The sequence below is a fragment of the Acidovorax sp. genome (assembly GCF_027492855.1).
Taxonomy (GTDB): domain Bacteria; phylum Pseudomonadota; class Gammaproteobacteria; order Burkholderiales; family Burkholderiaceae_C; genus Acidovorax.
In genome coordinates, this window is the sequence record NZ_JAPUDY010000040.1 from 26,501 (window position 1) to 51,604 (window position 25,104).

General features: G+C 67.8%; 23 protein-coding genes. 11 read left to right on the forward strand and 12 right to left on the reverse strand.

Features of this window, described 5'->3' with window-relative positions; genetic code table 11:
• Positions 1-11 precede the first annotated feature (11 nt).
• From Q0105_RS07445 to Q0105_RS07455, 3 genes are all read left to right on the forward strand, one after another.
• Complete coding sequence (locus tag Q0105_RS07445; protein ID WP_298210335.1) at positions 12-986, forward strand: D-glycerate dehydrogenase; 975 nt, start codon at positions 12-14, stop codon at positions 984-986.
• A gap of 27 nt (positions 987-1,013) precedes the next feature.
• The gene (locus tag Q0105_RS07450) at positions 1,014-2,441 is read left to right on the forward strand and encodes an FAD-binding oxidoreductase (protein ID WP_298210337.1); all 1,428 of its coding nucleotides are present in this window, start codon (positions 1,014-1,016) and stop codon (positions 2,439-2,441) included.
• Positions 2,442-2,533: 92 nt separating this feature from the next.
• Entirely contained in the window at positions 2,534-3,811 is a 1,278-nt protein-coding gene (locus Q0105_RS07455; RefSeq protein ID WP_298210443.1) for a serine hydrolase, read from the forward strand.
• A gap of 184 nt (positions 3,812-3,995) precedes the next feature.
• Here the strand turns inward: Q0105_RS07455 and Q0105_RS07460 are convergent, their stop codons facing one another.
• The 10 genes from Q0105_RS07460 to Q0105_RS07505 form a co-directional block, all read right to left on the reverse strand.
• On the reverse strand, positions 3,996-5,228 hold the full coding sequence (locus Q0105_RS07460; RefSeq protein ID WP_298210339.1) for an NnrS family protein: 1,233 nt from the start codon (positions 5,226-5,228) through the stop codon (positions 3,996-3,998).
• A complete protein-coding gene (locus Q0105_RS07465; protein WP_298210341.1) occupies positions 5,222-6,067 on the reverse strand; it encodes an ATP-binding cassette domain-containing protein in 846 nt (281 codons plus the stop codon). Before Q0105_RS07465 ends, Q0105_RS07460 begins: the two co-directional genes overlap by 7 nt.
• 31 nt (positions 6,068-6,098) lie before the next feature.
• Positions 6,099-6,884, reverse strand: a complete 786-nt coding sequence (locus Q0105_RS07470) for an ABC transporter permease subunit (protein WP_298210342.1) — start codon at positions 6,882-6,884, stop codon at positions 6,099-6,101.
• Positions 6,884-7,237, reverse strand: coding sequence for a DUF2149 domain-containing protein (locus Q0105_RS07475; protein ID WP_298210344.1), 354 nt, complete (start codon positions 7,235-7,237; stop codon positions 6,884-6,886). Before Q0105_RS07475 ends, Q0105_RS07470 begins: the two co-directional genes overlap by 1 nt.
• On the reverse strand, positions 7,234-7,770 hold the full coding sequence (locus tag Q0105_RS07480) for a MotA/TolQ/ExbB proton channel family protein (protein WP_298210345.1): 537 nt from the start codon (positions 7,768-7,770) through the stop codon (positions 7,234-7,236). Before Q0105_RS07480 ends, Q0105_RS07475 begins: the two co-directional genes overlap by 4 nt.
• Before the next feature lie 71 nt (positions 7,771-7,841).
• Positions 7,842-11,921 carry a cobaltochelatase subunit CobN gene (gene cobN, locus Q0105_RS07485; RefSeq protein WP_366145916.1) on the reverse strand — a complete coding sequence of 1,360 codons (4,080 nt, stop codon included), beginning with the start codon at positions 11,919-11,921 and terminating at the stop codon, positions 7,842-7,844.
• 144 nt (positions 11,922-12,065) lie between these two features.
• Entirely contained in the window at positions 12,066-14,030 is a 1,965-nt protein-coding gene (locus Q0105_RS07490; protein ID WP_298210347.1) for a TonB-dependent receptor, read from the reverse strand.
• Positions 14,027-14,476: a cupin domain-containing protein gene (locus Q0105_RS07495; RefSeq protein ID WP_298210350.1), complete on the reverse strand. Its 450-nt coding sequence runs from the start codon at positions 14,474-14,476 to the stop codon at positions 14,027-14,029. Before Q0105_RS07495 ends, Q0105_RS07490 begins: the two co-directional genes overlap by 4 nt.
• Positions 14,455-15,591, reverse strand: coding sequence for an ABC transporter substrate-binding protein (locus tag Q0105_RS07500; protein WP_298210351.1), 1,137 nt, complete (start codon positions 15,589-15,591; stop codon positions 14,455-14,457). Before Q0105_RS07500 ends, Q0105_RS07495 begins: the two co-directional genes overlap by 22 nt.
• A gap of 13 nt (positions 15,592-15,604) precedes the next feature.
• Positions 15,605-17,740, reverse strand: coding sequence for a TonB-dependent receptor (locus Q0105_RS07505; RefSeq protein ID WP_298210354.1), 2,136 nt, complete (start codon positions 17,738-17,740; stop codon positions 15,605-15,607).
• Between the two features lie 72 nt (positions 17,741-17,812).
• Between Q0105_RS07505 and Q0105_RS07510 the strand changes: the two genes are divergently transcribed.
• From Q0105_RS07510 to minE, 4 genes are all read left to right on the forward strand, one after another.
• Entirely contained in the window at positions 17,813-18,568 is a 756-nt protein-coding gene (locus Q0105_RS07510) for a Crp/Fnr family transcriptional regulator (protein ID WP_298210356.1), read from the forward strand.
• Between the two features lie 96 nt (positions 18,569-18,664).
• The gene (gene minC / locus Q0105_RS07515; RefSeq protein ID WP_298210358.1) at positions 18,665-19,420 is read left to right on the forward strand and encodes a septum site-determining protein MinC; all 756 of its coding nucleotides are present in this window, start codon (positions 18,665-18,667) and stop codon (positions 19,418-19,420) included.
• A gap of 44 nt (positions 19,421-19,464) precedes the next feature.
• Positions 19,465-20,283, forward strand: coding sequence for a septum site-determining protein MinD (minD, locus tag Q0105_RS07520; protein WP_298210360.1), 819 nt, complete (start codon positions 19,465-19,467; stop codon positions 20,281-20,283).
• Positions 20,284-20,286: 3 nt separating this feature from the next.
• Positions 20,287-20,553 carry a cell division topological specificity factor MinE gene (gene minE, locus Q0105_RS07525; protein WP_298210362.1) on the forward strand — a complete coding sequence of 89 codons (267 nt, stop codon included), beginning with the start codon at positions 20,287-20,289 and terminating at the stop codon, positions 20,551-20,553.
• A gap of 42 nt (positions 20,554-20,595) precedes the next feature.
• Here the strand turns inward: minE and Q0105_RS07530 are convergent, their stop codons facing one another.
• The gene (locus tag Q0105_RS07530) at positions 20,596-21,048 is read right to left on the reverse strand and encodes an SH3 domain-containing protein (RefSeq protein WP_298210364.1); all 453 of its coding nucleotides are present in this window, start codon (positions 21,046-21,048) and stop codon (positions 20,596-20,598) included.
• A 293-nt stretch (positions 21,049-21,341) separates the two neighbouring features.
• Between Q0105_RS07530 and Q0105_RS07535 the strand changes: the two genes are divergently transcribed.
• From Q0105_RS07535 to Q0105_RS07545, 3 genes are all read left to right on the forward strand, one after another.
• Positions 21,342-22,751, forward strand: a complete 1,410-nt coding sequence (locus tag Q0105_RS07535; RefSeq protein ID WP_298210366.1) for a DUF4832 domain-containing protein — start codon at positions 21,342-21,344, stop codon at positions 22,749-22,751.
• A 255-nt stretch (positions 22,752-23,006) separates the two neighbouring features.
• On the forward strand, positions 23,007-23,216 hold the full coding sequence (locus Q0105_RS07540; RefSeq protein WP_298210368.1) for a helix-hairpin-helix domain-containing protein: 210 nt from the start codon (positions 23,007-23,009) through the stop codon (positions 23,214-23,216).
• A 70-nt stretch (positions 23,217-23,286) separates the two neighbouring features.
• A complete protein-coding gene (locus Q0105_RS07545) occupies positions 23,287-23,631 on the forward strand; it encodes a hypothetical protein (RefSeq protein ID WP_298210370.1) in 345 nt (114 codons plus the stop codon).
• A 40-nt stretch (positions 23,632-23,671) separates the two neighbouring features.
• Here the strand turns inward: Q0105_RS07545 and Q0105_RS07550 are convergent, their stop codons facing one another.
• Positions 23,672-24,193, reverse strand: a complete 522-nt coding sequence (locus Q0105_RS07550) for a flavin reductase family protein (RefSeq protein WP_298210371.1) — start codon at positions 24,191-24,193, stop codon at positions 23,672-23,674.
• Between the two features lie 100 nt (positions 24,194-24,293).
• On the opposite strand from Q0105_RS07550, the gene Q0105_RS07555 reads away from it, so the two are divergent.
• Positions 24,294-25,082 carry an alpha/beta hydrolase gene (locus Q0105_RS07555; RefSeq protein ID WP_298210372.1) on the forward strand — a complete coding sequence of 263 codons (789 nt, stop codon included), beginning with the start codon at positions 24,294-24,296 and terminating at the stop codon, positions 25,080-25,082.
• The last annotated feature ends 22 nt before the right edge of the window (positions 25,083-25,104 follow it).

Here is a 25,104-nt window from a genome sequence, read left to right on the forward strand (position 1 = left end):
AGGAGAACCCCATGCACATCGAAAAAAAACCCAAGGTCGTCATCGCCCTGCCATTGCCACCGGAACAGGTGGCGCGCATTGCCGCTGTGGCCGAAGTGGTTTGCCCAACTGGTACAGCAGCGATGTCACCCAACGAACTGAAGACGGCGCTGCTGGATGCCGATGCCGTTGTGCTGAGTGTCTTCCAGCCGGTGGGCGCCACACTGCTGACCGGTGCGCCCAGGCTGCGCTACCTGACCAGCATTGGCGTGGGCACCGACCACATCGACCTGGCCGCATGCGCACACCGGGGTATCACGGTGACCAACACACCGGGCGTCGTGAACGAGCCCACCGCCGACCATGTGTTTGCCCTTATGCTGGCGGCCGCACGCAAGGTGGTGGAGGCCGATGCCTATGTGCGCGCGGGCCGCTGGACCTCGCCGCACGCCCCCTTGCTGGGGCTGGACCTGCACCACCGCACGCTGGGCATCATCGGCCTGGGCGCCATCGGCAGCCAGGTGGCACGCCGTGCCTCGGGGTTTGAGATGAAGGTGCTGTATGCGCAGCCCAAGCGCGCACAACCCGAGGTTGAAGCCAAGCTGGGTGCGACCCACGTGTCTGTGGACGCCCTGCTGGCACAGTCAGACTTCGTGGTGGTGCAGGTGCCCTTGCTGCCAGGCACCCGCCACCTGATTGATGCCACCGCATTCGCCCGCATGAAGAAGACCGCCATCCTGGTCAATGCAGCGCGCGGCGGCGTCGTGGACGACGCGGCACTCGCCCAGGCCCTGACCGAAGGGCGCATTGCCGGGGCCGCGCTCGACGTGGTGGAGAACGAACCCGCCGTGCTGCACGCGCTGCTACAGGCGCCCAACCTGGTACTCAGCCCGCACCTGGGCAGCGCCACCGGCGCCACCCGCTACGCCATGGTCGTGCAGGCGGTGGACAACCTGCTGGCGGGCTTGTCGGGCGCTGTGCCACCTGATCGCGTACGCGCGGCCTGAGCCCTCGGAGAACTGACGGAACATGCCATGACCGACACAGAGCTTTTACACCGCATCGTGCGGCATTGCGGCGAGGCCTGCGTGGTGGCGCCCACGGAAACGGCCCAGCGCACGCTCAATCTGCGCGGCGAAGCCTTCTCCGCCGTGCCCCTGTTGCGCCCTTCCAGCACGGAGGAGGTGGTATTCATCGTCAAGCTGGCGCGCCAGGCCGGCCGCGCCCTGGTGCCAGTGGGCGGAGCGACCGGCTTGGTCGATGCCCTCAAGACCACCGGGGAGGGGCAGTGGTACCTCTCGCTGGAGCGCATGCGCCAGATCGAACGCCTGGATGCCGATTCGCGCCTGGCCGTAGTGCAGGCCGGCGTGGTACTGCAAACCTTGCAGGACGCGGCGGCCGCGCAAGGCCTGCTGTTTGCCGTGGACCTGGGCGCGCGCGGCTCGGCCACCGTGGGCGGGCTGATCGCCACCAACGCTGGCGGCGAGCGCGTGTTGCGCTTTGGCATGATGCGCGAGCAGGTGCTAGGACTGGAGGTGGTCACCGCCGACGGTCAGGTGCTGGACCTGATGGCTGAGGTGCTGAAGAACAACGCCGGCTACGACCTCAAGCAACTGTTCATCGGCAGCGAAGGCACGCTGGGTATCGTGACCCGTGCCGTAGTGCGCTTGCGCAGCGCCTTCGAGTCGCACGACGCGGCCTGGCTGGCCTTGCCCGACCTGGAGCGCCTGCCTGCAGTGCTGACGCGTCTGGAGCGCGGTCTGGGCGGCACGCTGTCGGCTTTCGAATTGATGTGGCCCGAGTTCGTCACCGCCATGTGCGGGGCAGCGGACTCACCGCACCGTTGCCCAGTCGGCATCGAGGCCGCCGGTCATGTTCTGATTGAAAGTGAAGGCGGTCATGCTGCGGATGACCACGCGCGTTTCGAGACCGTGCTGGGCGCCTTGCTGGAAGAAGGCCTGATCGCCGACGCCATGATTGCGCAAAGCGATGCCGATCGGCAGGCGCTGTGGGCGCTGCGCAATGACATTCCCCGCCTGGCACGCCACATGTTTCCGCCTGTGGCCTTTGACGTGAGCGTGGCCATTGGGCAAATGGCGGGCGTGGTCGATGAACTGCGCGCCACGCTGACCAGTCGTTGGCCAGACGCGCGCCTAGTGGTGTTCGGCCATGTGGCCGACAACAACCTGCACATCGTCGTCAACACCGGCGTCAACACGCTGCGCGAATCCAAAGCCATTGCCGAAGTGGTGTACCGCGCAGTCGTGGCGCGGTGCGGTTCGATCTCAGCCGAACACGGCATCGGCATGGAAAAGCGTGCGGCGCTCGCCACCCACCTGCCCGCGCCGGTGCTCGAGCAGATGCGCCGCCTGAAGGCGCTGATGGACCCCCAAGGCTTGCTTAACCCCGGCAAGGTGCTGGAGCCGACTGGCATGACGATGGAACCCCACCTTTCACCATAAACCCAGCGCGTGATTGCAAATTTCTACAACCCTAAAAGGGAGACAACATGAACCCCAGCTTTTCTGTGCGCGGCATTGCCGCAGCGGCCCTTATGGCCACGGCGTTGGTGGCACAAGCCCAGACGCCTCCCAAGCCGCTCTCGCCGGCCGACTCCGACCCGGTGAAGATGGGTTGGATGGTGGGCTCGCCACCGCCACCGGACAAGATGGTCAAGCTGGCCGATCTCTCGCACTTCCGCTTCCCACAGATTCGGTGGTCGTTTGCGAACATGCGCCAGATCATTCCCAGCACCAACGTGGCGCGTGGCGAGGGCCCGGTGGCCGCGTTGCCACATGCCGAACGCACGGACCTTGATGGTGTGAGCTTCACGCCCCTGGGCCAGACTACGCCCATGACCTGGGCACAGTCGGTGGATGCGAACTACACCGATTCCATCGTGGTGCTGCACAAGGGAAGGATCGTTTACGAGAAGTACTTTGGCGTGAACACCGCTGCCACGCAGCACATCTCCAACTCGGTCACCAAGTCGTTCTTTGGCACGCTGGGCGCCATGCTTGTCGAAGAAGGCAAGCTGGATCCCAAGGCCACGGTCAGCCGCTACATCCCCGAGTTGAAGGACTCTGCTTTTGGCGATGCCACTGTGCGCCAGGTGCTGGACATGACAACCGGCTTCAAATACTCCGAAAACTACGCCGACCCCAAGGCCGATGTCTGGGCGTACGCCCGCGCCGGCAGCATGTTCCCGCGCCCCCCTGGCTACGCTGGCCCCCAGAACTTCTACGAATATCTGCAGACCCTGGTCAAGGAGGGCGAACACGGAGAAGCATTCACCTACAAGACACCCAACTCCGAGCTGATGGGCTGGCTGATCCGCCGCGCCACCGGACAGACCGTCGGTCAGGCCCTGAGCGAACGGATCTGGAGCAAGCTGGGTGTGGAGCGCGAGGCATACCTGATGGTTGACACGGGCGGCAACGAATTCGCCGGTGGCGGCTTCAACCTGACTGCGCGCGACATGGCCCGTTTTGGCGAGATGATGCGCCTGGATGGCCGGTACAACGGCCAGCAGATTGTGCCGAAAGCAGTGGTGGATGACATCCGAGGCGGTGGCGGCAAGGCCGAGTTTGCCAAGGCGGGCTACACCACACTGCCCGGTTGGACCTACCGCGACATGTGGTGGGTGTCACACAACGAGCACGGTGCCTACTCGGCCCGTGGCATCCACGGGCAGGCCCTCTACATCGACCCGAAAGCCGAGATGGTGATTGCACGCTTTGCATCCCACCCACTGGCCGCCAATGCCAATATCGACCCCACTTCGCTGCCGGCCTACCACGCACTGGCCAAGCATCTGATGAAGGCCGACTGACCGTAGACAAGTTTGGAGGTAGCTCGTTCAAGCAGACCAGCCGGGGTTGCCGCTGACGTTTGGCAAGCCGAGCACGCACACGCACGACTGCACGACTACAAACGCCATGGGACAACGTCGCTGTTTGCAGCACTGGACGTGGCCCCGAAAAGATCCTCAACACGTTCTTAAGGTGCTCTCTGTATCAAGGCCCTTCGCACCCCTCTCGGCCATCGGCCCGGGCGCGCCACAGCGCTGGGCCGATGCGCCACAGCAGCACCGCGAACGCCGCGCACCAGCCCAGGCCTGCCGCCATCAGCCACGCCGGGCCGCCGCCCCACCAGGCGGCGCCCGCGCGCACCGCCGTGGCCAACAGCAGCACGGCGGCGGCCAGCGGAATCCAGCGGCTGGTGTCGGGTGGCAGGCCGCAGTGGGCGCGCCCGGCGATGAAGATCACCGCAAAGATGTTCAGCCCCACCGCGCCCATGGTCAGCAGGTGCCGCCCGGCGCCCGGTGCACCGCCCGCGCCCAGATGGGCCAGGCCCAGCGCGCCGTAGCCCAGCGCCATGCAGGCATACACCGCATACAGCATCAGCGGTGTGCGCCGCAGCAGCGCGCGGCCCACATGCCAGTCGCTCATCAGGTGGAACACCGAGGCGCTGGCCGCCAGCGCCAGCCACCCGGCCAACTGCGTGCCGGGCTGCAGAAACTCGGCGGCGGTGTACAGCGCGATGCACAGCGTGGCCAGGTGCCGCCGGGGTGGCCGTGCAAGATAAGGTGGCGCACTGGGTGTGACCTGCTCAATGGCGCGGTTCACGATGCGCATGGAAATGCGGCTCATCGCCACCACGATCAGCAGCATCAACAGCCCCAAGGCCAGGTGCAGCCAGCGCAGGCTCGGCAGGCCGCGCAGCGCGTCGGCATAAAAGCCCGCCACGGCCACAGCCAGCGCCAGCAGCGCCCACCAGAATGCCGCGTGGCGCCGCCCCGCCGGTGCCCACAGGGGCCGTGCCAGCACGGCGGCCAGCCCGAGCAGCAGGCCCAGGTGCGCCAACGCTGCCAGCACCAGCGCGGGTGCACCGGCCAGGCCCGAGCCCCAGAAGCCCACGCGCCCCAGCAGCCACAGCGCCACCAGGGCGCGCAACTGGCCACGCGTGGCGCCGGGTGCACCGGTGAACTCGGGGATGGCGGTGAGCGCAAAGCCCGCCACCGCCGCCAGCGCGAAGCCAAACACCAGCTCGTGCACATGCCACACCATGGGGCCACCCGCCACGGGCGGCGGCGGCAGGCCCGCGCCCAGCACCAGCAGCCACCACAGCACCAGGCCCAGGGCCGAGCCCATGGCCAGCAAGAAGAAAGGGCGCATGCCACACATCCACACCGGGTGCGCGGCCTGCCAGGGAAGGCCGCGTGAAGAAGATGGTGGGCGCTTCAGCATGCATCGGCCTCTTGTGTTGCCGGGGCCTGCGCCACCGGCTGCCAGCCGCCCAGCACGGAGGCTGGCGCTACGGAGGGCGTGTTGCCATGGGGTTCGGGCAGGCCAAACGCCGCGCGCACGGCGGGGTGCTGCTGCAGCTCGGCCGTGCAGCGGTACACCAGGGCGTCGTCGCGGGCCAGCGCGGCCAGCGGCGGGGTGTAGTGCGCCACGATGCGCCCCGGCGCGGCGGCCATGACGAGCACCGTGTCGGCCAGACGCACGGCCTCCATCAGGTCGTGTGTGATGAGCAGCACGGCCATGCCCAGCGCGGCCTGGCGTGCCAGCAGCAACTGGTGCAGTTGGCTGCGCAGGCCCACGTCGAGGGCGCTGAAGGGCTCGTCCATGAGCAGCAGGTCGGGCACCAGCACCAGCGCACGCGCCAGGGCCGCGCGGCTTTGCATGCCGCCCGACAGTTCGGCCGGAAACTGCCGGAGCGCGGTGGCGGACAGCCCCATCGCCAGCGCTGCCTCGGTGGCGCGCTGGTGACGGGCAGCGCGGTGCACGCCCAGCGCCTTCAGGCCCAGCGCGATGTTGTCCAGCGTGCCCATCCACGGCAGCAGCCGGGGCTGCTGGAACATCACCGCAGGCTGCGCGAAACTATGCTGGATATGGCCCTGTTGCGGCGCGAGCAGCCCGGCGCACAGGTGCAGCAGCGTGGTCTTGCCGCAACCGGACGGCCCTACCAGGGCCACGGTGCGGCCTGCGGGCAGGTTAAGGTCGATACCGGCCAGCACGGTGGTGGGGCCGAAGGCATGGTGCAGCCCGCGTATCTGCAGGGCGGGTGGGGTGGGGGTCGTCATGGGGTTTGTGTTTTTCTGAATGCCGAGAGCGCTAGGTTCCTGCGCCCCGCCATCGCTCCAGCTCGCGCTTGAGGGGCTCCAGCAGCGCGTACTCCAGCACCAGCAGGCTGCCGACCACGGCGCAGATCCAGGCCAGCGATGCGCTGGTGTCCAGGTGCGATCGCGTCACCGCCAGGGCCGCGCCCACGCCGTCGCTGGTGGCCAGCAGTTCGGCCATCACCGCCACCTTCCACGACGAGCCCAGTGCCGTGATCCAGGCCGGAAACAGGTAGGCCGCCACGTGTGGCAGGTACAAATCAAACAAGCGCATGCGCCAGGGCAGGCGGTAGGCGCGGGCCATGTCCTTCAGGTGGTGGTCGAGCGTGCGCGTGCCCTGCAGTGCGCCGATGAAGACTACCGGCAGGCACGCCACGAACACGGTGAACACGGGCGTGCCGTCACCTGCGCCGAACCACAACATGGCCAGCACCAGCCAGGCGATGGGTGGCATGCCCAGCATCAGCGTGACCCAGGGGCGCGCCATCATCGAGGCGGTCATCGACAGGCCTGCCAGCAGGCCCAGCGCGCTGCCCACGCCCGCCGCGAGCAGTAGGCCCAGCAAGGCGCGGCGCGCGGTGGTGGCCAGCTCGGGCCAGGCCGCGCCGGACTCCCACAGCCGCCACAGCGTGGCAAAGGTGGTGAGTGGATCGGGCAGGATCAGCGGGCCGTACACGCCCGCGCCAATGTCCCACAGCGCCACAAACAGCAGCAGACTGGCCAGTGCGCCCCAGCCGCTCCACAGGTAGGCGGGCACGCCGCGCAGCAGCCGCCACACCATCAGCGCGGGCCCTGCGGGGCTGCTGCGGGATCGGCAGCGGCACCGGTTTCGGGGACGTAAACCATGGAGCCGTCCTTCATGCGATAGGCCACCCCGGCCTTCTCGCCGTCGCCTTCACCGATCTCGCCGCTGGCCTTGTATTTCTCGATCTTCTCGCCACGCTTTTGGATGACCTCCATCGTGGGCTTGCCCGCGTCGGTGATCACGGTGACGTCCTGCTTGGAGAAGGGGCTGAGCAGCGGATTCTTGGCCACGGTGATGAGCAAAGCTGCAATGATCACCAAAAACACGTCGATGAGGTTGACCACCGACAAGATGGGGTCGTCGGCCTCGGTTTCGTCGAGGAACTTCATGCCTCGCTCCCGGCTTCGGCCATGTGGCCCGCCGCCGGGGTGCGCACGCCATGGCGTTGCAGCCACACCAGTTCCTCGGCCAGCCAGCGCCGCTGCACGGAGACCACCCAGAAGGTGATGGCCGCCGCGATCAGCGCCAGGATCACCGCAGCAAAGGCCACGGCCAGGTTGTCCGACACCTGGCCCAGGTTGCCGCTGGACAGGCCCTTGAGCGCGGGCCCCATGGGGATCATGGTGGCGATCAGCCCCAGCATAGGCGCCACGCGGGTGGCGATGCGCGGCAGCTCCAGCAATTGGTGGGCTTTCACATCCAGCTCGTCGGCACTGGCGTCGGGGTGGCGCTGCGCCCATTGCAGCAGGCTGTGGCCGCGCATGGACGCCTCTTTTTTGCTGGCCTGGCGTTGCCGCCATTGCACGGCAAACATGCCCAGCAGCACAAAGGCATACAAAAACAGTGCCGTGATGGCCAACAGGGTGGGCAGCAGAAAGACCTGGCTGGCCTGGTACATCAGGGACTCAAGCAAATGGCTCACACGAAAACTCCTGGGTTGGGGGGAACATGGGGTGCAAAAGGATGGCGCTGTGTTTGCTATTTGTTTGCTAGCTACCAGCGCTTATCTGTATTGCGGAAAAGCTGTTTTTGTTTGAATCCACGCCTGCGCTGCCACCAGCCGCCACCAAGCATGGCAGCGCCCAGCACCAGTGCCACCAGCAGGGTCTGCAGCGGGGGCAGTGCAGGCGCGTCGGGCTGCTCGGCCACCTTGTCCAGCCGCATGCCGCTGATGGGGGGTGGAGGCGGCGGCGGGGGCGGCGCTGCGGGGGCGGCTTCGGTGGCTGGGGGCGCAGGTGCCGCGGCCGGCGCGCCAGCGGGCGCTTGCCCCGGCGCCAGGCCGAAGCCCGCAGCGCTCTGCCCCGCGCCCACGTAGCGCTGGAAGGCGGTGTTGTCGGTGCGCACGTCAAAGCGCTGGGCCAGGTCGCGCCAGCGGTCTTTGAGCTCGGCCACGGTGGCAGCGTCGGCCTGCCAGTAGCCCTGGCGCGCGGCCTCCAGCATGCGCTCGATGTTCTGCGCCAGCGCGTGTGGGTTGTGCGCCTCGAACCAGCGTTTCAGGCCGAGCTGGTGCTTGTCGCGCACGTACACGTCCACCATCTCCTGCCACTGGTCGTCGCGCACGATCTCGCGCGCCACCGCCGTCCAGCCCCAGAAGTTGTTGGTGGCGTCCAGCACCTGCAGCGTGCCGGCGTAGCCCTCGTCCATCAGGCCCTTGATGTAGCCGGGGTGGAACTGCCGCGTGGCCAGCTCCTTGGCGAGGAACTGCGCCGCGCCTTCCACGCGCCCGCTGCCCCCATTGCCGGTCGCGCGCAGGTTGCTGATGTAGAGCTGCGGCGCCTTGCCGTCGAGGTGCCGCACGGCCAGCCCGATGCCGCCCAGGTATTGGAACGGGTCGTCGGTGGTGAGCATGCCGTAGGTGTTGGAGCTGCGCGAGAGCACCGCGCCTTCGGTGCCGCGCAGGTGCTCGGCGTAGAGGTTGATCGGCTGGCCGTCCTTGCCCTTGAAGCCGCTGCCCTGCAGGCTGCCCCAGGTCGATTCATCGGCGCCGTAGGCGAACTGCATGCGCGAGAGATAGAGCTGCGCGAGCTTGCGGTCGCCCTCGGCCTTGCCCTTCCAGGTGTCGGTGGCGAGCGTGGCGTCGTCCAGGCCGGTGCCGTATTTGCCCGATTCGGACGAGTAGATGCGTGTTTCCGCCGCCGCCTGCGCAGCCTTCTCGGGCATGCCCTGGGCACGCAGGCGCGCGGCGATGGCGCGGGTGTGTGCGGCCACGGGGTTGGCCTCGTCGCCCGGCCCCTGGGCCTGCGCGGCCAGTTGCGCGGCCTGGGCAAGGATCTTCATGGTGTTGGGGAAGTGGTCGCGGTACAGGCCCGTGGCCGAGAGCACCACGTCCACGCGCTCGCGCCCCAGCGTGCTGCGCGGCACGAGCTTCACGCCCGTGACGCGGCCGCCCTCGTCCCACACGGGCTCCACGCCCAGCAGCCACAGGGCCTGCGCTTCGAGCAGGCCCTGGTGGCGCATGGTCTCCACCGACCACAGCGACACGGCCAGCTTGGCGGGCTGCTTGCCGGTCTGGCGGCGGTGCTCGGCAATGAGCTGCTCGGCAGCCTCTTTGCCTGCCGCCCAGGCTTGCTGCGTGGGCACGCGCGAGGGGTCGAAGCCGTAGAGGTTGCGACCCGTGGGGTAGGCGTCGGGGTTCTTGATCGGGTCGCCGCCGTAGGAGGTGGCAAGGTGCCGGCCCGCCAGCACGGTCAGCAGCGCGGGCAGTTCGTTGTCGGCGCCGATGGCGGCATGCCAGGCGCGGGCCTTGGCCAGGCCTTCGCGCAGCGTGGGCGGCAGGCCCTGCGTGTTTTGCCCTTCCACGACATGGCGCTGCAGCAGGCGGTACGGCGCCGTGGTGGGCAGTTGGCTGTAGTCGGCCAGCAGGGCTTCGTCCACGTCGGCGGCGGGGGTGCCTGCGTGCAGTGCGGCGGCCTCCCAGAACGGGCGGCCCAGCATCAGCAGCACGGTGGCCAGGCGATGCTGGGCCTCGGGTGCGCGGCCCAGGGTGTGCAGGCCCAGGGGCTGGGCGGTTTCGGCCAGCTCGTGCAGGTGGGCGTGCAGCACATCGACGAAGGCGGGGAATTCGGCGCGTGCGCGCTCGCCCGTCCAGCCCATGTCGAGGGCGATGCGCTCCTTGGCGGTGGCGGCCAGCAGGTCGGCCTTGAGCTTTTCTTTCACCACGCCCTCGTCCTGCGCCAGCCAGGCGTGCAGCAGGTCGTGCATGCGCGTGAGCACCTGGTGCAGCCCTGCGGGCTTGAACGGCGGCGTCTGGTGGCTGACGATGACGGCGCGGCCCCGGCGCTTGGCTTGCTGGGCTTCGCCGATGTTGTCGGCGATGTAGGGGTAGGCCACGGGCAGGTCGCCCACGGCGAGCATGCCGGGGTCAAACACCGAAAGGCCGCGCTCCTTGCCGGGCAGCCATTCCTGGCTGCCATGGGTGCCGAAGTGCACCAGCGCATCGCTGGCTTGCTGCTCGCGCGCCCACAGGTAGGCGGCCAGGTAGTAGTGCGAGGGCCAGGCGCTGCTGGAGTGGTAGAGCGCTTTTTCTTTGGGTTCCCACTTCTCGCCGCGTGGCGGCTGCGGCAGGATGGCGATCTTGCCGAGCATGAGGCGCGGTACCACGAACACGGCTTGGTTCCCTTGGCCCAAGACCATCGACGATGCCTCGGGCTCGCCCCAGCGCTCGCGCAGCGCGGCCTGCACGCCAGCGGGCTGCTGGGCCAGCCAGGCGCGGTAGCGCGCCAGGGGTACGGTGGCGGCCAGGCCGTCGCGCAGCAGGGGTTCGAGCTCACCCGCGCGGTAGGCGGGCGCGAGCAGGCGCTGCAGCTTGCCGATGAGCTCGGGCTCGGACGGCACCTCGGTGTCGTAGCCCTGGGCCGCCAGCGCAGCCAGCGTGGTCTGCAGGCTGCGCGGCACGTTGAGGAAGGAGGCCGAGAGGTTCTTCTCGCCCGGCGGATAGTTCCAGAAGAAGACCGACAGGCGCTTGTCGCCCGGCGCCTTGCGCTGCAGTGCCACAAGGCGCATCGCCTTGCCGACCACAGCCTTGGCCTGCGCGGGAATGGCGGCGATGGGGCCGTCGCCCGCGCTTGCGGCCGACGCCACCTGGATGTCGGTCACGCCCGCGTATTCGGCCTGCGCGAGGTAGAAGGGCACGTCCATCAGCGGCACGCCCTGGGGGTTGGCCTGCCAGTGGGCGGCATCGCCGCGCCGGTAGGTCATGGCCTGCAGCACGGGGATGCCCAGGCGCTCGAACTCGGCGCGGCGCATCTCGGGCAGCAGCATGATCTGCGTGTTGATGAGCACGTCGGCCAGGGCCGTGCCGCCCGGGCGCAGCATGCGGTCGAGTGCGCCAGTGTCCATCATCGGGCCATAGAAGGTCAGCGCCACGGCGCCGCTGGCTTCGATGCGCGCGATCAGGTCGTCGATGTACTCGCTTTGCATCGAGGCGATGTACTGCTGGTGCACGGCCAGCGCCACCACGGGGCGGCGCTTGGCGTCGGCAGGGTCGACACCCGCCCAGCGCAGGTAGGCGAGCGGGTCGGCGAACACCAGGCCCGGTGCGCGGGGGTGATAGACGGCTGTCTTGGGGAAGATCACCGGGTCGGGCACGCCCTGTGCGGGTTGGCCCCGCAGATGGGCCGCGAGCGTGGCGAAGAAGCCCTCGAAGTTCTGCCGCCCGCCGTTGCTGTAGTAGTCGGCCAGGCGCCGCGCCATCGGCTCGGCCAGGCCGCCGCCCCAGGCCGGGCGCACGTCGTAAAGCCAGGCGTGCGGGGCGCGCAGGCCCGGTAGTGCGCGGGCCAGGTGCTGGCGCACGCTGTCTTGCTGGTAGGTGTCGAAGAACACCATGTCCTGGCCCTGGAACAGCCCGGCATCAGCGTCGGCCGGGATCTTGTTCAGGTAGCGCATCTGCACCTCGATGCCGTGCGGGCGGGCGATCTCGGCGAGCTGGCGGAACTTGCCCGCTGGCACGTTGGAGGTGGCGATGAACAGCACCGACGCCGCCTGCGCAGCGCCCCAAGGCAAAAACGCCAGCAGGCACAGGGCCAGCCAGCGGCGCAGCGAATACACGGTGCGTGCAATGGTTATTTGAATCAAATCTGCCTCTTGCGCTTATTGACAAAGCGCTAATAGCTATTGTTTTAATAGCATTTCAAAGCCCTGCACCACACCCCGGCCCGCGCGTCCCCACCAGAGAAGAGGCTGGGGGTGGTTCAGTTCAGGTTTCCGAGCGCTGGCCCCTCAGAAGTCCATGCGCGCACTGGCGAACAGGCGCCGGGCGCGCTCGGCATAACCGAAGCTGGCGGACTTTTCCGCCAGGTTCACGTTGCCGATGTTGTCCAGCCCGGCTCGCAGCATCAGCTTGCGCTCTCCGCTGAGCGCGATCTGCTTGCCCACGCTGGCGCTCCACAGCGCGTAGGAAGGCAGGCCCTTGCCATCGGTCGCCGTCTGGCTGCCGATGAACTCGGCCGACACGCGGGCGCTCCAGCCCGTGGCGTCCTTCCACTCCAGGCGCGATGTGAAGCTGTTCGAAGGCCGGTCGGCCAGGCGCTTGCCGGTGGTCTTGTCGCGTGTGTTCAGCAGCGTGATGTCGTTGCTCCAGGTCCAATGGCGCGCCATGTCCCACACCACGCCTGCCTCCAGGCCCCGGATGCGCGCTGCGTTGATGTTGTCGTACTGGTAGAAGCGGCGTATGCCCTCGGTGCGCACCAGGCGGTAGGTGATGAGGTCTTTCACCTCGGTGTTGAACGCCGTGGCGCGCAGCGACCAGCCGGGCGCGGCCTGCCAGTCGGCGCCGACTTCAAACGAGTTCGACGACTCGGGCTTGATGTTGCCGTTGCCCGCAAAGGTGTGTGGCCCTTCGGAGCCCACATAGTTGGGCGAGATCTGCTTGAGCGTGGGCGCCTTGAACGCATGGCCGAAGCCGCCCTTGACCACGAGCGCCGGGCTGGCCTCCCACACCAGGTAGGCGCGCGGGCTGACTTCGCTGCCGAAGATCTGGTGGTTGTCGGCGCGTAGGCCTGCGGTGAGCATGAGCGACTGGCCCAGTGCCAGCTCGTCCTGCACGAACAAGGCCTTGTGCGTTGCCGAGTCGCTGCCGTTTTTCAGGCCCGCGTTGCGCAGGGTTTCATCGCGCCACTCACCGCCCACGGTGAGCTGGTGGGCGCCGAGCTTGAAGCTGGCGTGGCCGTCGAGCACATCGTCCGTCATGTTCTGCGGCCGCGTGGGCGTGACGCCCTTGCTGGCCGAGTTGGTGATGTCGATCTCGCTGCGGTAGGCGCGCACGCGGCCGCGCCACTGGTCGAAGCGCCCCTCCCAGCCCGCATGGATCTGTGTGCGGTCGATGTCGTAGGTGCTGCGGTAGGCCCCCTTGGTGGTGGAAGTGGTGTCGTAGAAGCGGCGCTCGTTGTTGCCCGTCCAGCCCGCCTCCAGGGCCTGTTGCGGCGTGATGGCAAAGCGGGCGCTCACGCCCCCGGCCTGCGAGTGATGGCCCTCGATCTCGGAAACGCGTGGGTCCTTGCGGTCCGCCACGGGGGCAGCGTGCGAGACCTCGCCGTTCACGCGCAGCGTGAGGCGCTCACCCACCGGTCCGGCGGCAAATACCGAGGCCTTGCCCGTGGGCTCGCCCTCGCTCGAACTGGTGGGGTTGCTGCCCGTGATGCCGACCGAGCCGATCCAGCGGTCTTTGGGCTGGCGCGTGATCATGTTGACCACACCACCCAGCGCCTCGGAGCCATAGAGCGCCGACATAGGCCCCCGGATGATTTCGATGCGCTCAATGGCCGACATGGGCAGCCAGCCGTATTGGTAGTCGGAGTGGCCCACCACGTCGTCCGAGGCGCTGATGCGCCGCCCGTCGATCAGCGTGAGCGTGTGTTTGCCTTCCAGGCCGCGCAGCGCGAGGGTTTTGCGCCCGCCGACCTGGCGCGGCGAGAGCGTGAGGCCGGGCGCGCCGCGCACCGCGTCGAGCAGGTCGGAGGCGTTGCGCGCCTCCAGCTCCTCGCGGTCGATCACGGTGACGCTGGCGGGCGCGGTGCGTGTTTCGTGCTCGGCCAGTGTGGCAGTCACGGTGACCGATGGCAGCGTGCCCGCAGTCGCGGTCTGTGGGGTGGCGGTTTGCGCGGCGGCGCTGCCCGCAGCGCACAGCAGCAGGGCGGCCTGGGCCAGGGGCTTCAGGCGCGCGAGATGGATGGAGGATCGGTTCATGGGCGCTTTTCCTGGGCCGCAGGAGGCTGGATTTCGGTGAGCTGCAAAACCACGGGTTCCTTCAGCGTGCGGGCAAAGTGCTTGTGCCCGGCGTGCTCCGAGAACACGCTGCCGGGTGGCAGTGTCTTGAGCGCGGCGGCGTCGAAGCGGTCGCCAAAGCCCAGCAGCAGCGTGCCGCTGACCACGGTGGCCAGGCGGTAGCCGCGTTCATGCCCATGGGGCGGCAGCTCGGTGTTGGCGGGGATGCGCACCCGCCGCGTCACCACGTGGTACGCGGGGTCGGCGTGTACCTCAGCCTTCTGAACGGCCTTGCCTTCTTGCCAGGTGATCTGCTCAGGGGTGAGTGCGAATTCTCCACCCCCAGCGGCGAGGGCAGCGGCAGGGGAGAGGGCGAGCGTGGCCAGCAGGGCGGGCAGCAGCGCGTTCAGGCGATGGCGTTGTGGCATGAAGAATGTCCTTGCAAAGAAGCGAAAGAACCGCAGTGGCTGGACGCGGGCGCTGCAAGGCTGGCGTGGGGCTGGGCGGGGGAGTGGATGAAACCGGCATCGGGCAGCTTGCCGCCCAGCAAAGCCGGGTCGCGCGCGTAGAGCTGTTCGAAGAAAAAGGCGATGTCGCTTCGCGCGGCTTGGGCGGGCACGGCGTCGAGTTGGCTGGTGGCGATGGCGTCGGCCACGGCCTCGGGCGTGAGCAGGTCAATGCGTGCCGCCATCAGGCGTCCGCAGTCCTGTGGATTGGCGCGGCACCACGCCACCGAGCGTGCGTAGGCCTCGCTGACGGCGGCCAGCACGGCGGGCTGCCCACGCACCGCGCCCACGGCCGCGATGCCCGCTTGTGGCAGGCGGGGTGGGCGTTGGAACACGCGGCCCCATTCCTGCTGCAGATCGGCGCCCCGGTGCAACTCGGGTGCGATGAGGCCCACAGGAAACGACTGCGTCTTGCGCAGCGCCATCGATACCGCGGGCTCGGACAGCAGTGCGTGGGATACCCGGCGCGTGATGAGCAACTGCATCGCCTCCATGGGCGTGGGCACGTAGCGCACGCGCAGGTCGCGCCGCACGTCCAGCCCCTGCTTGGCAGCCAGCAGCTGCAGCATCAGGTCGGGCATGTCGCCGCGAAACGGCACGGCGATCTCCTCGCCGCGGAAGTCCGCAAGCGCCTTGCGCTGCGCATCGCGCGTGACGATCCACAGCGCGCCCCAGGTGGCGATGTTCAGCAGCGTCACGCCCGCGCCCCGGTTGTAGAGGTTGGCGGCCACGTTGCTCGGCATGGCCAGCACGTCGGCCTTGTGGCCCAGGGCCATCACGCGCAGCTGGTCGGGGTCGCGCCACAGGGTGAAGGTGGTGTGCTCGGTGATGCCGCCGAGCGCGTTCGTCTCGGCCATGTGGATGAGCGGCGCGGAGACGATGGCAGGCGGCCCGGCCAGCGCGATCCGTGGCAGGCGGCCTGCGGCTGCAGCTGCTGCTGCAGCGGGCGGCGCGGCCCATGTGGACCCGGCCAGCGCCAGGGCGCCGCTTGCTGCCAGCCACTGGCGGCGGCGCAGGTTACCCAAGGAGGAGGTCATGGCGGCGCTCCCCTCAGAACTGGTAGTTGACACCGGCCGCAAAGCTGCGGCCCAGGCCCGGCAGGTAGCCCGGCTGTGCGGCCGTGGCGCGGTTGCGGATGGCGTAGCTGCTGGCGTAGCGGCGGTCGGTCACGTTCTCGGCCTGCAGGTAGGCGGCCCAGGGGCCGTTGCGCCATTCGAGCTTCATGCCCAGCAGCGCATAGGCGTCCTGCTCGGCGCCTGCGGTGTTGGCGTGGTCGGTGGGCGTGCTGGTGGGCAGCCAGCGCAGGTTGGGCCCAAAGCGCCAGGCCCCCACGCGCCACAGTACTTCGGCGTTGATGAGGTGGCGTGGCACGCCCGCGATCTGCTTGCCCGCGTATTCGCCGCCCTTGAAGCGGAAATCGCTGTACGTCCACGAACCGCGCCAGTCGAGCGCACCCATGGCCAGGGGCAGGGTGCCCGACAGGCCCGCTTCCACGCCCTGGTGGCGTGTGCCGCCCGCGTAGTTGTAAGTGCCCACCTTGATGCCGTCGGCGTCGGTGGTGCTGATGAGTTCGTCGGCCACCTGGCTGCGGTAGACCGCAGCGGTCCAATGCACCGCACCCGTGCCATCGCCCCAGCGGCCCGCGCCGCCCAGCTCGGCCGTGGTGGCGCGCTGCATGCGCAGGCGGATCAGTTCACTGCGGGCCGTGGCCGGGTTGTTGGGGGCCACGGTGGCGCTCAGGACTTCCCAGAACGTCGGCGCCTCCTGGCTGCGGCTCAGGTTGGCCCACCAGCGTGTGGTGGGCGTGGGGTTCCAGTTCACGCCCACCTTGGGCGTGGCAAAGGTCCATTGCTGGTCCAGCCCAGCGCCGCCGGTGCGGCTGGCCGCATCGCGCGACTGGCGACTCCACTGCAGGTGGCCGACCAGCGTCCACTCTGGCGCCATGCGCCAGTCGGCGGCGGCCAGGGCCTGCAGGTTGTCTGCGGTGAGGTCGTAGGCGCCAAAACGCTGAAGGCGCGTGCCGTTGGCGGGGTTGTTGGCGTACAGGTCGCGGTCCATGTTGCTGCGCGACCACGACAAGGCCGTGCGCCAGCCCAGCGGCCCGGCCTCGCCCGCCGGGCGGCCGCTGGCCTGCCACTGCGCGCCGGTGGTGCGGGTGCTGCTGACCGTGTGGCTGGTCTGGTTGTTGAACATGTCGTCCGTGTCTTGCCAGTACACGCCCACTTCCTGGCGCAGGGCCTCGCTGCCCCAACGCGAGCGGTTGGCCAGGCGCAGTTGCGTGGCCTCGCGGCGCGGGTCGCGCTTGTAGACGTTCAGGAGCTGGTCCTGGGGCGTGTTGCCGTCGCCCAGCACGCCGCGCGGGTTGGAGGAGATGCGGTCTTTGGGCACCACGGTGGGGATCTGGAATGCCAGGTCTGTCCAACTCACGAAGGTGCGGTTTTCAAAACCGCCATCGCCCATGAACCCGATGTTGGCGTGCACCGCGTCGCGGCTGGAGGCGGAATGGTGGCGGTAGCCGTCAAGGCGGTCGCGGCTTGCGCTCAGGCGCGCGTCCCATTGCTCGCCGCGTGAGCCCACGGCGGCCTGCAGCCCCTCGCGGCCAAAGCTGCCTGCCTCGGCGCGTACGCGGCCACGCTCGTCCAACCCCGTGAGTGACTGGAAGTCCAGCTCGCCGCCCAGCGTGGTCGCCCCCGGCGTGAGCGTGTTGGCGCCGCGCCGGGCGCTCACCAGCGCAGCGTTGCGCGGCTCGATCAGGCCGATGATGAAAGAGCCGTCGGCCTCATTGAGCGGCAGGCCGTCCTGTAGCAGCAGCACGCCCCGGTTCACCGGGTTGCTCTGGATGCCCGAGCCGCGGATCGACAGGCGCGGCTGGTCGGTGCCGCCAAAGAAGTCCTGGATCACGATGCCCGGCTGGTAGTCGAGCGCGTCGCGCAGCGTGGCCAGGCGGGTTTCCTTCTGGGGCTCGACCAGGTTGGTGCCGCCCGGCACGCGGGCCAGGCGCTGGCGCTCCGCCGCTACCGAGGACCGCACTGGCGAGGCATTGGTGGTGGTGTCTGCGCGCACCGTCACGGCGGGCAACTCGGCGGCCTGCGGGCTGGTGGATTGGGCGGAGGCGGGCAGCGACACAAAGGCGCCAGCCAGTGCGGCAACCAGAGCCGTGCGACGGAAGGTGAAATGGGGTGGCATGGCGAATTTACAAGAAAATGAATGAGATTTATTCGTATTAGTGGAGAATGCCTGCTGAAAGAGGAATTGAAAATGACTTTTATCAACGCCGTATCGATCGAACGGAGGGTTGTGCGATCTCCTGGCCCGCGCGCGGCGGCGGCGGTGGAAGACCTGCTGGCGGCCGCGCACCTGCTGGCCGGATTGCCGCGCGAGGTGCTGGCCACCCTGGCGGCCGACGCCGTGTACCGCAGGTACGGGGGCGGCGACACCTTGTTTTATGAAGGGGACGAGGCGCGCCACTGCATGCTTGTGGTGCGGGGCTCTATCGAGGTGCTGCGCTACGACGCCTCGGGCGACGAGCGCATGCTGCATTGCTTCGAGGCGGGCGAGATGGTGGCCGAGGCGGCCATGTTCATGCCCCATGGCCTGTATCCGATGACGGCGCGCGTGCAGGGCGATACGGAGGTCTGGCGCTTTTCCCGCAGGGCGGTACGCGAAGCCTGCGAGCGCCACCCCGTACTGGCCCTGCGGCTGCTGGAGTCGCTCAGCCTGCGCCTGTACAAGCGGGTGAACCAGGTGGACTGGCTCACCAGCAGCAGCGCCCAGCAGCGCGTGGCGGCCTATCTGGTGACGCTGGCCGAACGGCTGGGAGAGGAGCAGGACATCGAACTGCCCACCAGCCAGCGCCACCTTGCAGCGCACCTGGGCATTCGCGCGGAAACGCTCAACCGCATCCTGGCCGAATGGCAGGCCAAGGGCTGGATCAGCGGCGGGCGCCGCCTGTGGAGCCTGCAGGACATCACACCTTTGCGCACGCTGGCCGCGCCCGCTGCGCGCGCGTTCTGACCGTGTAGGGCCTAAAACACGTTCTTACACAGGCCCACGGTACACTTTGCGCCTTCCGGGACAGGTTCCCGCGCTCCTTTCCATTGCTCCCGATTCATGGCCCTTACGACGGCGGCCCAGGCCCGCACCAGCTTTGACCTCAAAAGCGCTTCGCTGCCCGTGGTGGCCGTGGTGCTCAAGACCACCGACGCCGCGCAGTTTGGCGCTGACCTGGCCGAGCGCGTGGCCGATGCCCCCGGTTTTTTCGACAACGATCCGGTGCTGATCGACCTGGCCGCCGTGCGCGAGGCCGAGGCGGCCATCGACTTTGCCGCCATCGCTGCCGAACTGCGCCGCCACAACACCCTGCCCGTGGCCGTGCGCGGCGGCAGCCCCGCCCAGATGGATGCCGCGCGTGCCGCCGGCCTGACCGCCGCGCCCGATGCGCCGCCCGCCCGCGCTGAAGCGCAGGCTCCTGAAGTGCGCGAAGTGATCCGCGAGGTCGAGGTCGAAGTAGTGCGCGAAGTGCCCATGCCCGGCCCTGGCGCCGTGGTGGTGGACAAACCCCTGCGCTCGGGCCAGCAGGTCTATGCGCGCGGCGCCGACCTGGTGGTGATGGCCGTGGTGAGCTTTGGCGCTGAGGTGATTGCCGACGGCAATATCCACGTCTATGCCCCGCTGCGCGGCCGTGCCATTGCCGGTGCGCGCGGCAACACCGAGGCCCGCATTTTTTCGACCTGCCTGGAGCCGCAGCTGGTCTCCATTGCAGGCATCTACCGCACCACCGAGACCGAGTTGCCCGCCGAGGTGCGCGGTAAACCGGCCCAGGTGCGGCTTGACGGCGAAAAGCTCCTCATCGAGCCGCTTGCCTGACGCCATTTTCCATTCGTATCAACCCCACAGAGAATCAGCAACACATGGCCAAAATCGTCGTCGTGACTTCCGGCAAAGGTGGCGTGGGCAAGACCACCACCAGTGCCAGCTTTGCCACCGGCCTCGCCCTGCGCGGCCACAAGACCGCCGTGATCGACTTTGACGTCGGCCTGCGCAACCTGGACCTCATCATGGGCTGTGAGCGCCGCGTGGTGTATGACCTCATCAACGTGATCCATGGCGAGGCCAACCTGAACCAGGCCCTCATCAAGGACAAGCAGTGCGACAACCTGTTCGTGCTGGCCGCCAGCCAGACACGCGACAAGGACGCCCTGACGCAAGAGGGCGTCGAAAAAGTGCTCAAGGACTTGGCGGCGATGGACTTCGAGTACATCGTGTGCGATTCGCCTGCCGGTATCGAGAGCGGCGCCCTCATGGCCATGCACTTCGCCGACGAGGCGCTGCTGGTGACCAACCCTGAGGTGTCGTCCGTGCGCGATTCCGACCGCATCCTGGGCATGCTGGGCAGCAAAACCAAACGCGCCATCGACGGTGGCGAGCCCATCAAGGAGCACCTGCTCATCACGCGCTACAACCCCAGCCGCGTGCAGGACGGCCAGATGCTGAGCCTGGAAGACATCCAGGACATCCTGCGCATCAAGCTGATCGGTGTGATTCCCGAGTCGGAAGTGGTGCTGCAGTCGTCCAACCAGGGCACGCCCGCCATCCACGCCAAGGACACGGATGTGTCCGAGGCCTACAAGGATGTGATCGACCGTTTCCTGGGCGCCACCGACAAGCCGTTGCGTTTCATCGATGCCGAAAAGCCCGGCTTCTTCAAACGCCTGTTCGGGAGCAAGTAAGCCATGGCATCTTTCCTGTCCTTCCTGCTCGGAGAGAAGAAAAAAACCGCCAGCGTGGCCAAGGAGCGGCTGCAGATCATCCTGGCGCATGAGCGCAACGGCCGCAATGCTGCCGAGCCTGACTACCTGCCCGCGCTGCAGCGCGAACTGGTGGCCGTGATCTCCAAATACGTGAAGATCAACCCCGACGACCTCAAGGTGCACCTGGAACGCCAGGACAACCTGGAAGTGCTCGAAGTCAAGATCGAGCTGCCCGACGCGGCGCGCTGAGGCCGCCGCGCACCCGCACCGAGGCCGACGGGCCCCGGTGGCTTACCAGCCCCAGAGCAGGCGCTTGGACACCCAGCCCTTGAGGCCGTCGTCCTGCTGAACCTTCACCCAGCCCGAGCGCCGGTCCAGCGTGCGCAGAACCTCGCCGTGCTCAGCCTGCCCCAGCACGCGGCTGCGGGTGCCGGGCGCGCTGCGGATGTTGGCCACGCGGCTCTTGACGATGTGATGGGGTGTTTTGTTGACCAGCGAGCGAAAGACCCAGCCGGTGTCATTCTCGAAGTCGCGCACTTTGAGCCATTGGCCGCTGCGCCCCGTGACCTCCAGCGGAAACCCCTTGCCCAGCGCCCACAGCGCGCCATGACGGGTTCCGGCACCTGAGCGCATGTTGATCTCAGGCTTGGCGACACTCACCATCTCCCGGGACTGCGCGCCGTTGGCGAACGCAGCCAGGGTGAGTGCGAGGAGAAGTGCGGGAATACGTCGGGTGACAGGCATTGGGCTCCATTCTTGAGTCAGTGGCAAACAGCCCGGCGCACGAGTCGTCGTGCGCCGCAGCATAAAGCCCCGTATTTTTTCAGCCACAGGCTTCTTGTCAAAAGATGACCGCTTTACCGCAGTAGGCGGCATGGATTTTTAGGGGCACGCTACCCCCGCCAAACATCGACAGCGGTCTTTCGGACACCGTTCGTTACATTGCCGTGAGAAACATTTTGGACACATATCAGGCATAGTCAGAACCATGGGCGCCACGCCGTGGCGCACCAGGGGTGGACAACCAGGGGGTGCCTATGAAAAAGCTCGCTGCGCGTGGGGTTGGGGTGGCTTTGTGGTGTTCCGTGCTTGCGTCCTGCGGGGGCGGTGACCCGCCAGGCGGTGACACCACCAGCGCCGCGCTTAAAAACGCCGCACCCATGGTGCAGATCAGCCTGCAGCCCACGGACGAGGACTTTCCCAATCCCGAGCGGGGCTTCTACCGCTTTGCCACCGACCCGGCCCGCATCACCGCCACGTCGCTGCAGTATGTGGTGGACGACGGGCAACGGCTGGTCTACACCCCGGCCGACCTGAGCGCCTGGCGCACGCGCGATCTGCCCGCCACCTACCTCAACAAACTCAACACCGGTTTTGCCAACCTGCGCAAACAGGGGCTCAAGGCCGTGCTGCGCTTTGCCTACAACTACCCCGAGACGGAAAACGACTACCTCAACGCCCGCGACGCAACACTTTCGCGCGTCAAGCGCCACATCACCCAGCTCACGCCCGTGCTGCAGGCCAATGCCGACGTGATCGCCGTGATGCAGGGCGGCTTTATTGGCGCCTGGGGCGAGTGGCATACCTCGTCCAACAACCTCACCAGCCACGTGAACAAGGCCGCCGTGCGCGATGCCCTGCTGGCTGCCTTGCCCAGCCAGCGCACGCTGCAGGTGCGCTATCCGGCTGATTTGAGGCGCTGGTACCCCGACCCCGCCACCATCACACGCATCGGCTTGCACAACGACTGTTTTCTGGCCAGCCCCGACGACGTAGGCACCTATTTTTCGGAAGATCCCGCAGAGTCTGCCGCGCTGCGCACCTATGCCCAACAAGCGGGCGCGCTGACCGGCGCGGGCGGCGAGACCTGCTACCCCCCTGAGGTGGCCCAGGCCCGCATGCGCTGCCAGGACATCCTGGCCGAAGGCGCGGCCTACCGCATGAGCTATCTCAACCGCGATTACTACGACGGCTTTTTCGCCCAGTGGCAGGCGGGCGGCTGTATGGCCGATGTGTCGAAAAAGCTGGGCTACCGGCTGGAGCTGCAAACTGTGGCCCACAGCAGCGCGGCCCCCGTGGGCGGCACGCTGGATTGGTCGCTGGCGCTGGCCAACCAGGGCTGGGCGCAGCCGCTGAATGTGCGCTCCCTGGTGCTGTACCTGGTGGACGCCAACCAGCAGGCCACGCCCCTGCCCCTGGCCGGCACCGACCTGCGCCAGGCCTTGCCCGGCCAAACCCTGCAACTCAGCGGCAGCGTGGCCTTGCCCGCCAGCCTGCCTGCTGGCAGCTACCAGGTGCGCCTGGCGGCCCCCGACGAGGCCTCCGCCCTGGCGGACAAACCCGCCTACGCGCTGCGTTTTGCCAACGCCGACCAGGCCGCCAGCGGCGTGCAGTGGCTGCCCGTGCAAGGCCAACTGGCGCTGGGGAGCGCCGTGCAGATTCAGTAGGGGGTTTTAGTAAAAAGTGCCTCTGCCGCTTGTTCTTCAATGCCTTGTTGCTTCTAAAAGCATAGCAAATGATGTGCGCCAAGGTGGCTGCGTTACCGACACCACGGTGTCAGTAGCGCAGCGGTAAGCTTCGCCGCATGGCGGGAAGCCAAAGTCTTGTGAAACGGATGGCGCTTGTGCAAGCGAATACAGTCGCCATCGTTGTTATGCCCACTGTGGAGTGATATGGGATTTCCTGCGGCAGAGAAAGAGCAAATGTTGGCCCTGCATGGCGTGGGGGCCACCGTCGTCACGCGCCTGGAGCAGATAGGGTTCTCGTCGCTGGCCGAGTTGGCGGACGCGGACGTGGCCGCCGTGACCAAAGCTATCTCGGAGATGATGCGCTCCACCTGCTGGCACAACAGCCCTCAGGCGCGCGGTGCTGTGGGCGCCATCGTGGCGCTGGCGCAAAGCCATCGGGCGTAGCTGCTGACGCCACGGTGGCAGCAGGGGGTGGGTACGGTCAAGGTTCCTTTTGTTTTTTCGAACCCACCGCATGAAGACCAACCAACTCGCCGCACTGCCTGCCATCACCCAATTTGGAGGTATGGAGTTTTCCACTTTCCGCCTGGCCCCAGGCGTGACCGAAGCCGAGCTGATCCCTGCCGTGGAGACCATGGTGCAAAGCCTGTATGCCGCAGAGCCAGGTTTTCTGGGCCATGCCGTGCTCCGGGGCGCAGAGGGTGTGTACGTGGATGTCATTTTCGCCACCAGCCAGGCCCGCGCGGCCGAGTTGTGTGGCAAATGGGGCACGGGGCCGTTTGCCCCCGCCTGCCTGCCTTACCTGGAAAAGATCCAGGAAGGCTCAGCCCAGCTCGCTTTCTTTGAGCGCATCCGCTGACCCTGCCTTTGTACGGTGAAGGCGCCGCTGGCGGCGGTACTCAGAGCGGGTGCTCGGTGTAGAACTTGCCCCCGTGGTACAGCAGGGGGGATGCCCCTGCGCGGTGCTCGCAGCGCTCGACCTCGCCCACAAAAATGGTGTGGTCACCCTCTTTGTACTGGCTGCGGTTGAAGCACTCGAACGTGGCGGCGGCACCGGCCAGCAGGGGGGCGCCGCTGATGCCGGGGCGATGCTCCAGGCCCTCCCAGCGGTCGATGCCGCGCGTGGCAAAACGTTCAGCCAGGGCCTTTTGGTCTGCGGCCAGCACATGGATGGCGTAGTGCGAGCCGTTGGCAAAGGCGGACATGGAGCTGGCGCCGTGCGACAGGCTCCACAGCACCAGAGGGGGATCGAGCGACACCGAATTGAACGAGCTGGCCGTGAGCCCCACCAGATCGCCCGCCGCGTTGTGGGCGGTGACGATGGTTACCCCCGTGGCAAACATGCCCAGCGCATTGCGAAACTCGCGGGTCGAGAAGCTCGGGGGCAGAGCGAGGGCAGGGCGGGGGGACGAGCGGTTCACAAAGACGGCGCCAGCAATGGCAACAGGGAGGGATGCAACTATTATCAGGCGGCACCCGCAACGATGCTGTTGCGGGGTTTACACCTCCCTTCACCACTGCATGGCCGTCCTTCCTACCTTCACCGCCTTGGGCTCCGGCCCGACCGTGCTCATGCTGCATGACGCAGATGGCGACCATCTCACGTTCGCGCCCCAGGTGGAGACATTGGCCACGGCTGGTTACCGCGCGGTGGCCTGGGACATGCCGGGCTACGGCCGCAGCGCGCCGGTGGAGCCCTACACCTTCAAGGCGCTGGCGCAGCGTTGCCTGGCCTTGATCGACGCCCTGCAGAGCGGCCCCGTCACGCTGGTGGGACACGGTATGGGCGCGATGGTGGCACTGGAGGTGGCCGTGCGTGCGCCATCGCAGGTGAGCCGCATGGTGCTGTGCGCGGGCGGCCCGCCGCTGGATGCGCAGGCCGTGGAGGACTGGGTGGTGCCACGGCTGCGGGCCTTGCAGGTGCTGGAGGCTGGCGGCAGCCTGGAGCAGCTGGCGCAGACGCTGGTGCCCCAGTTCATCGGCACGGGCGCGCTGCCCGAAGGCGTGCGGCTGGCCAGCCACGCGTTGGCCCAGGTGTATCCGGGTGCTTACCGGCGTGCTTTGGAGGCCTTGCCCACCTTCGACCGGAGTGCCGCCGCCCTGGCGCACCTGGCGATGCCCATGCTGCTGGTGGGCGGTGACCAGGACCGCTGCACACCACCAGCGGCCCTGCAAGCCTTGGCCCAGGTGCTGCCCGACGCGGTGACCTTGCAGTTGCCCCACGTCGGGCACTGGCCGCAGCTGGAAGACCCAGAGGGGTTTGACGGTGCGCTGCTGGACTTTCTGGCCCAGCGGCGTTTGCTGCACTGAGCCAGGGCCTGGCCTCAGTGCC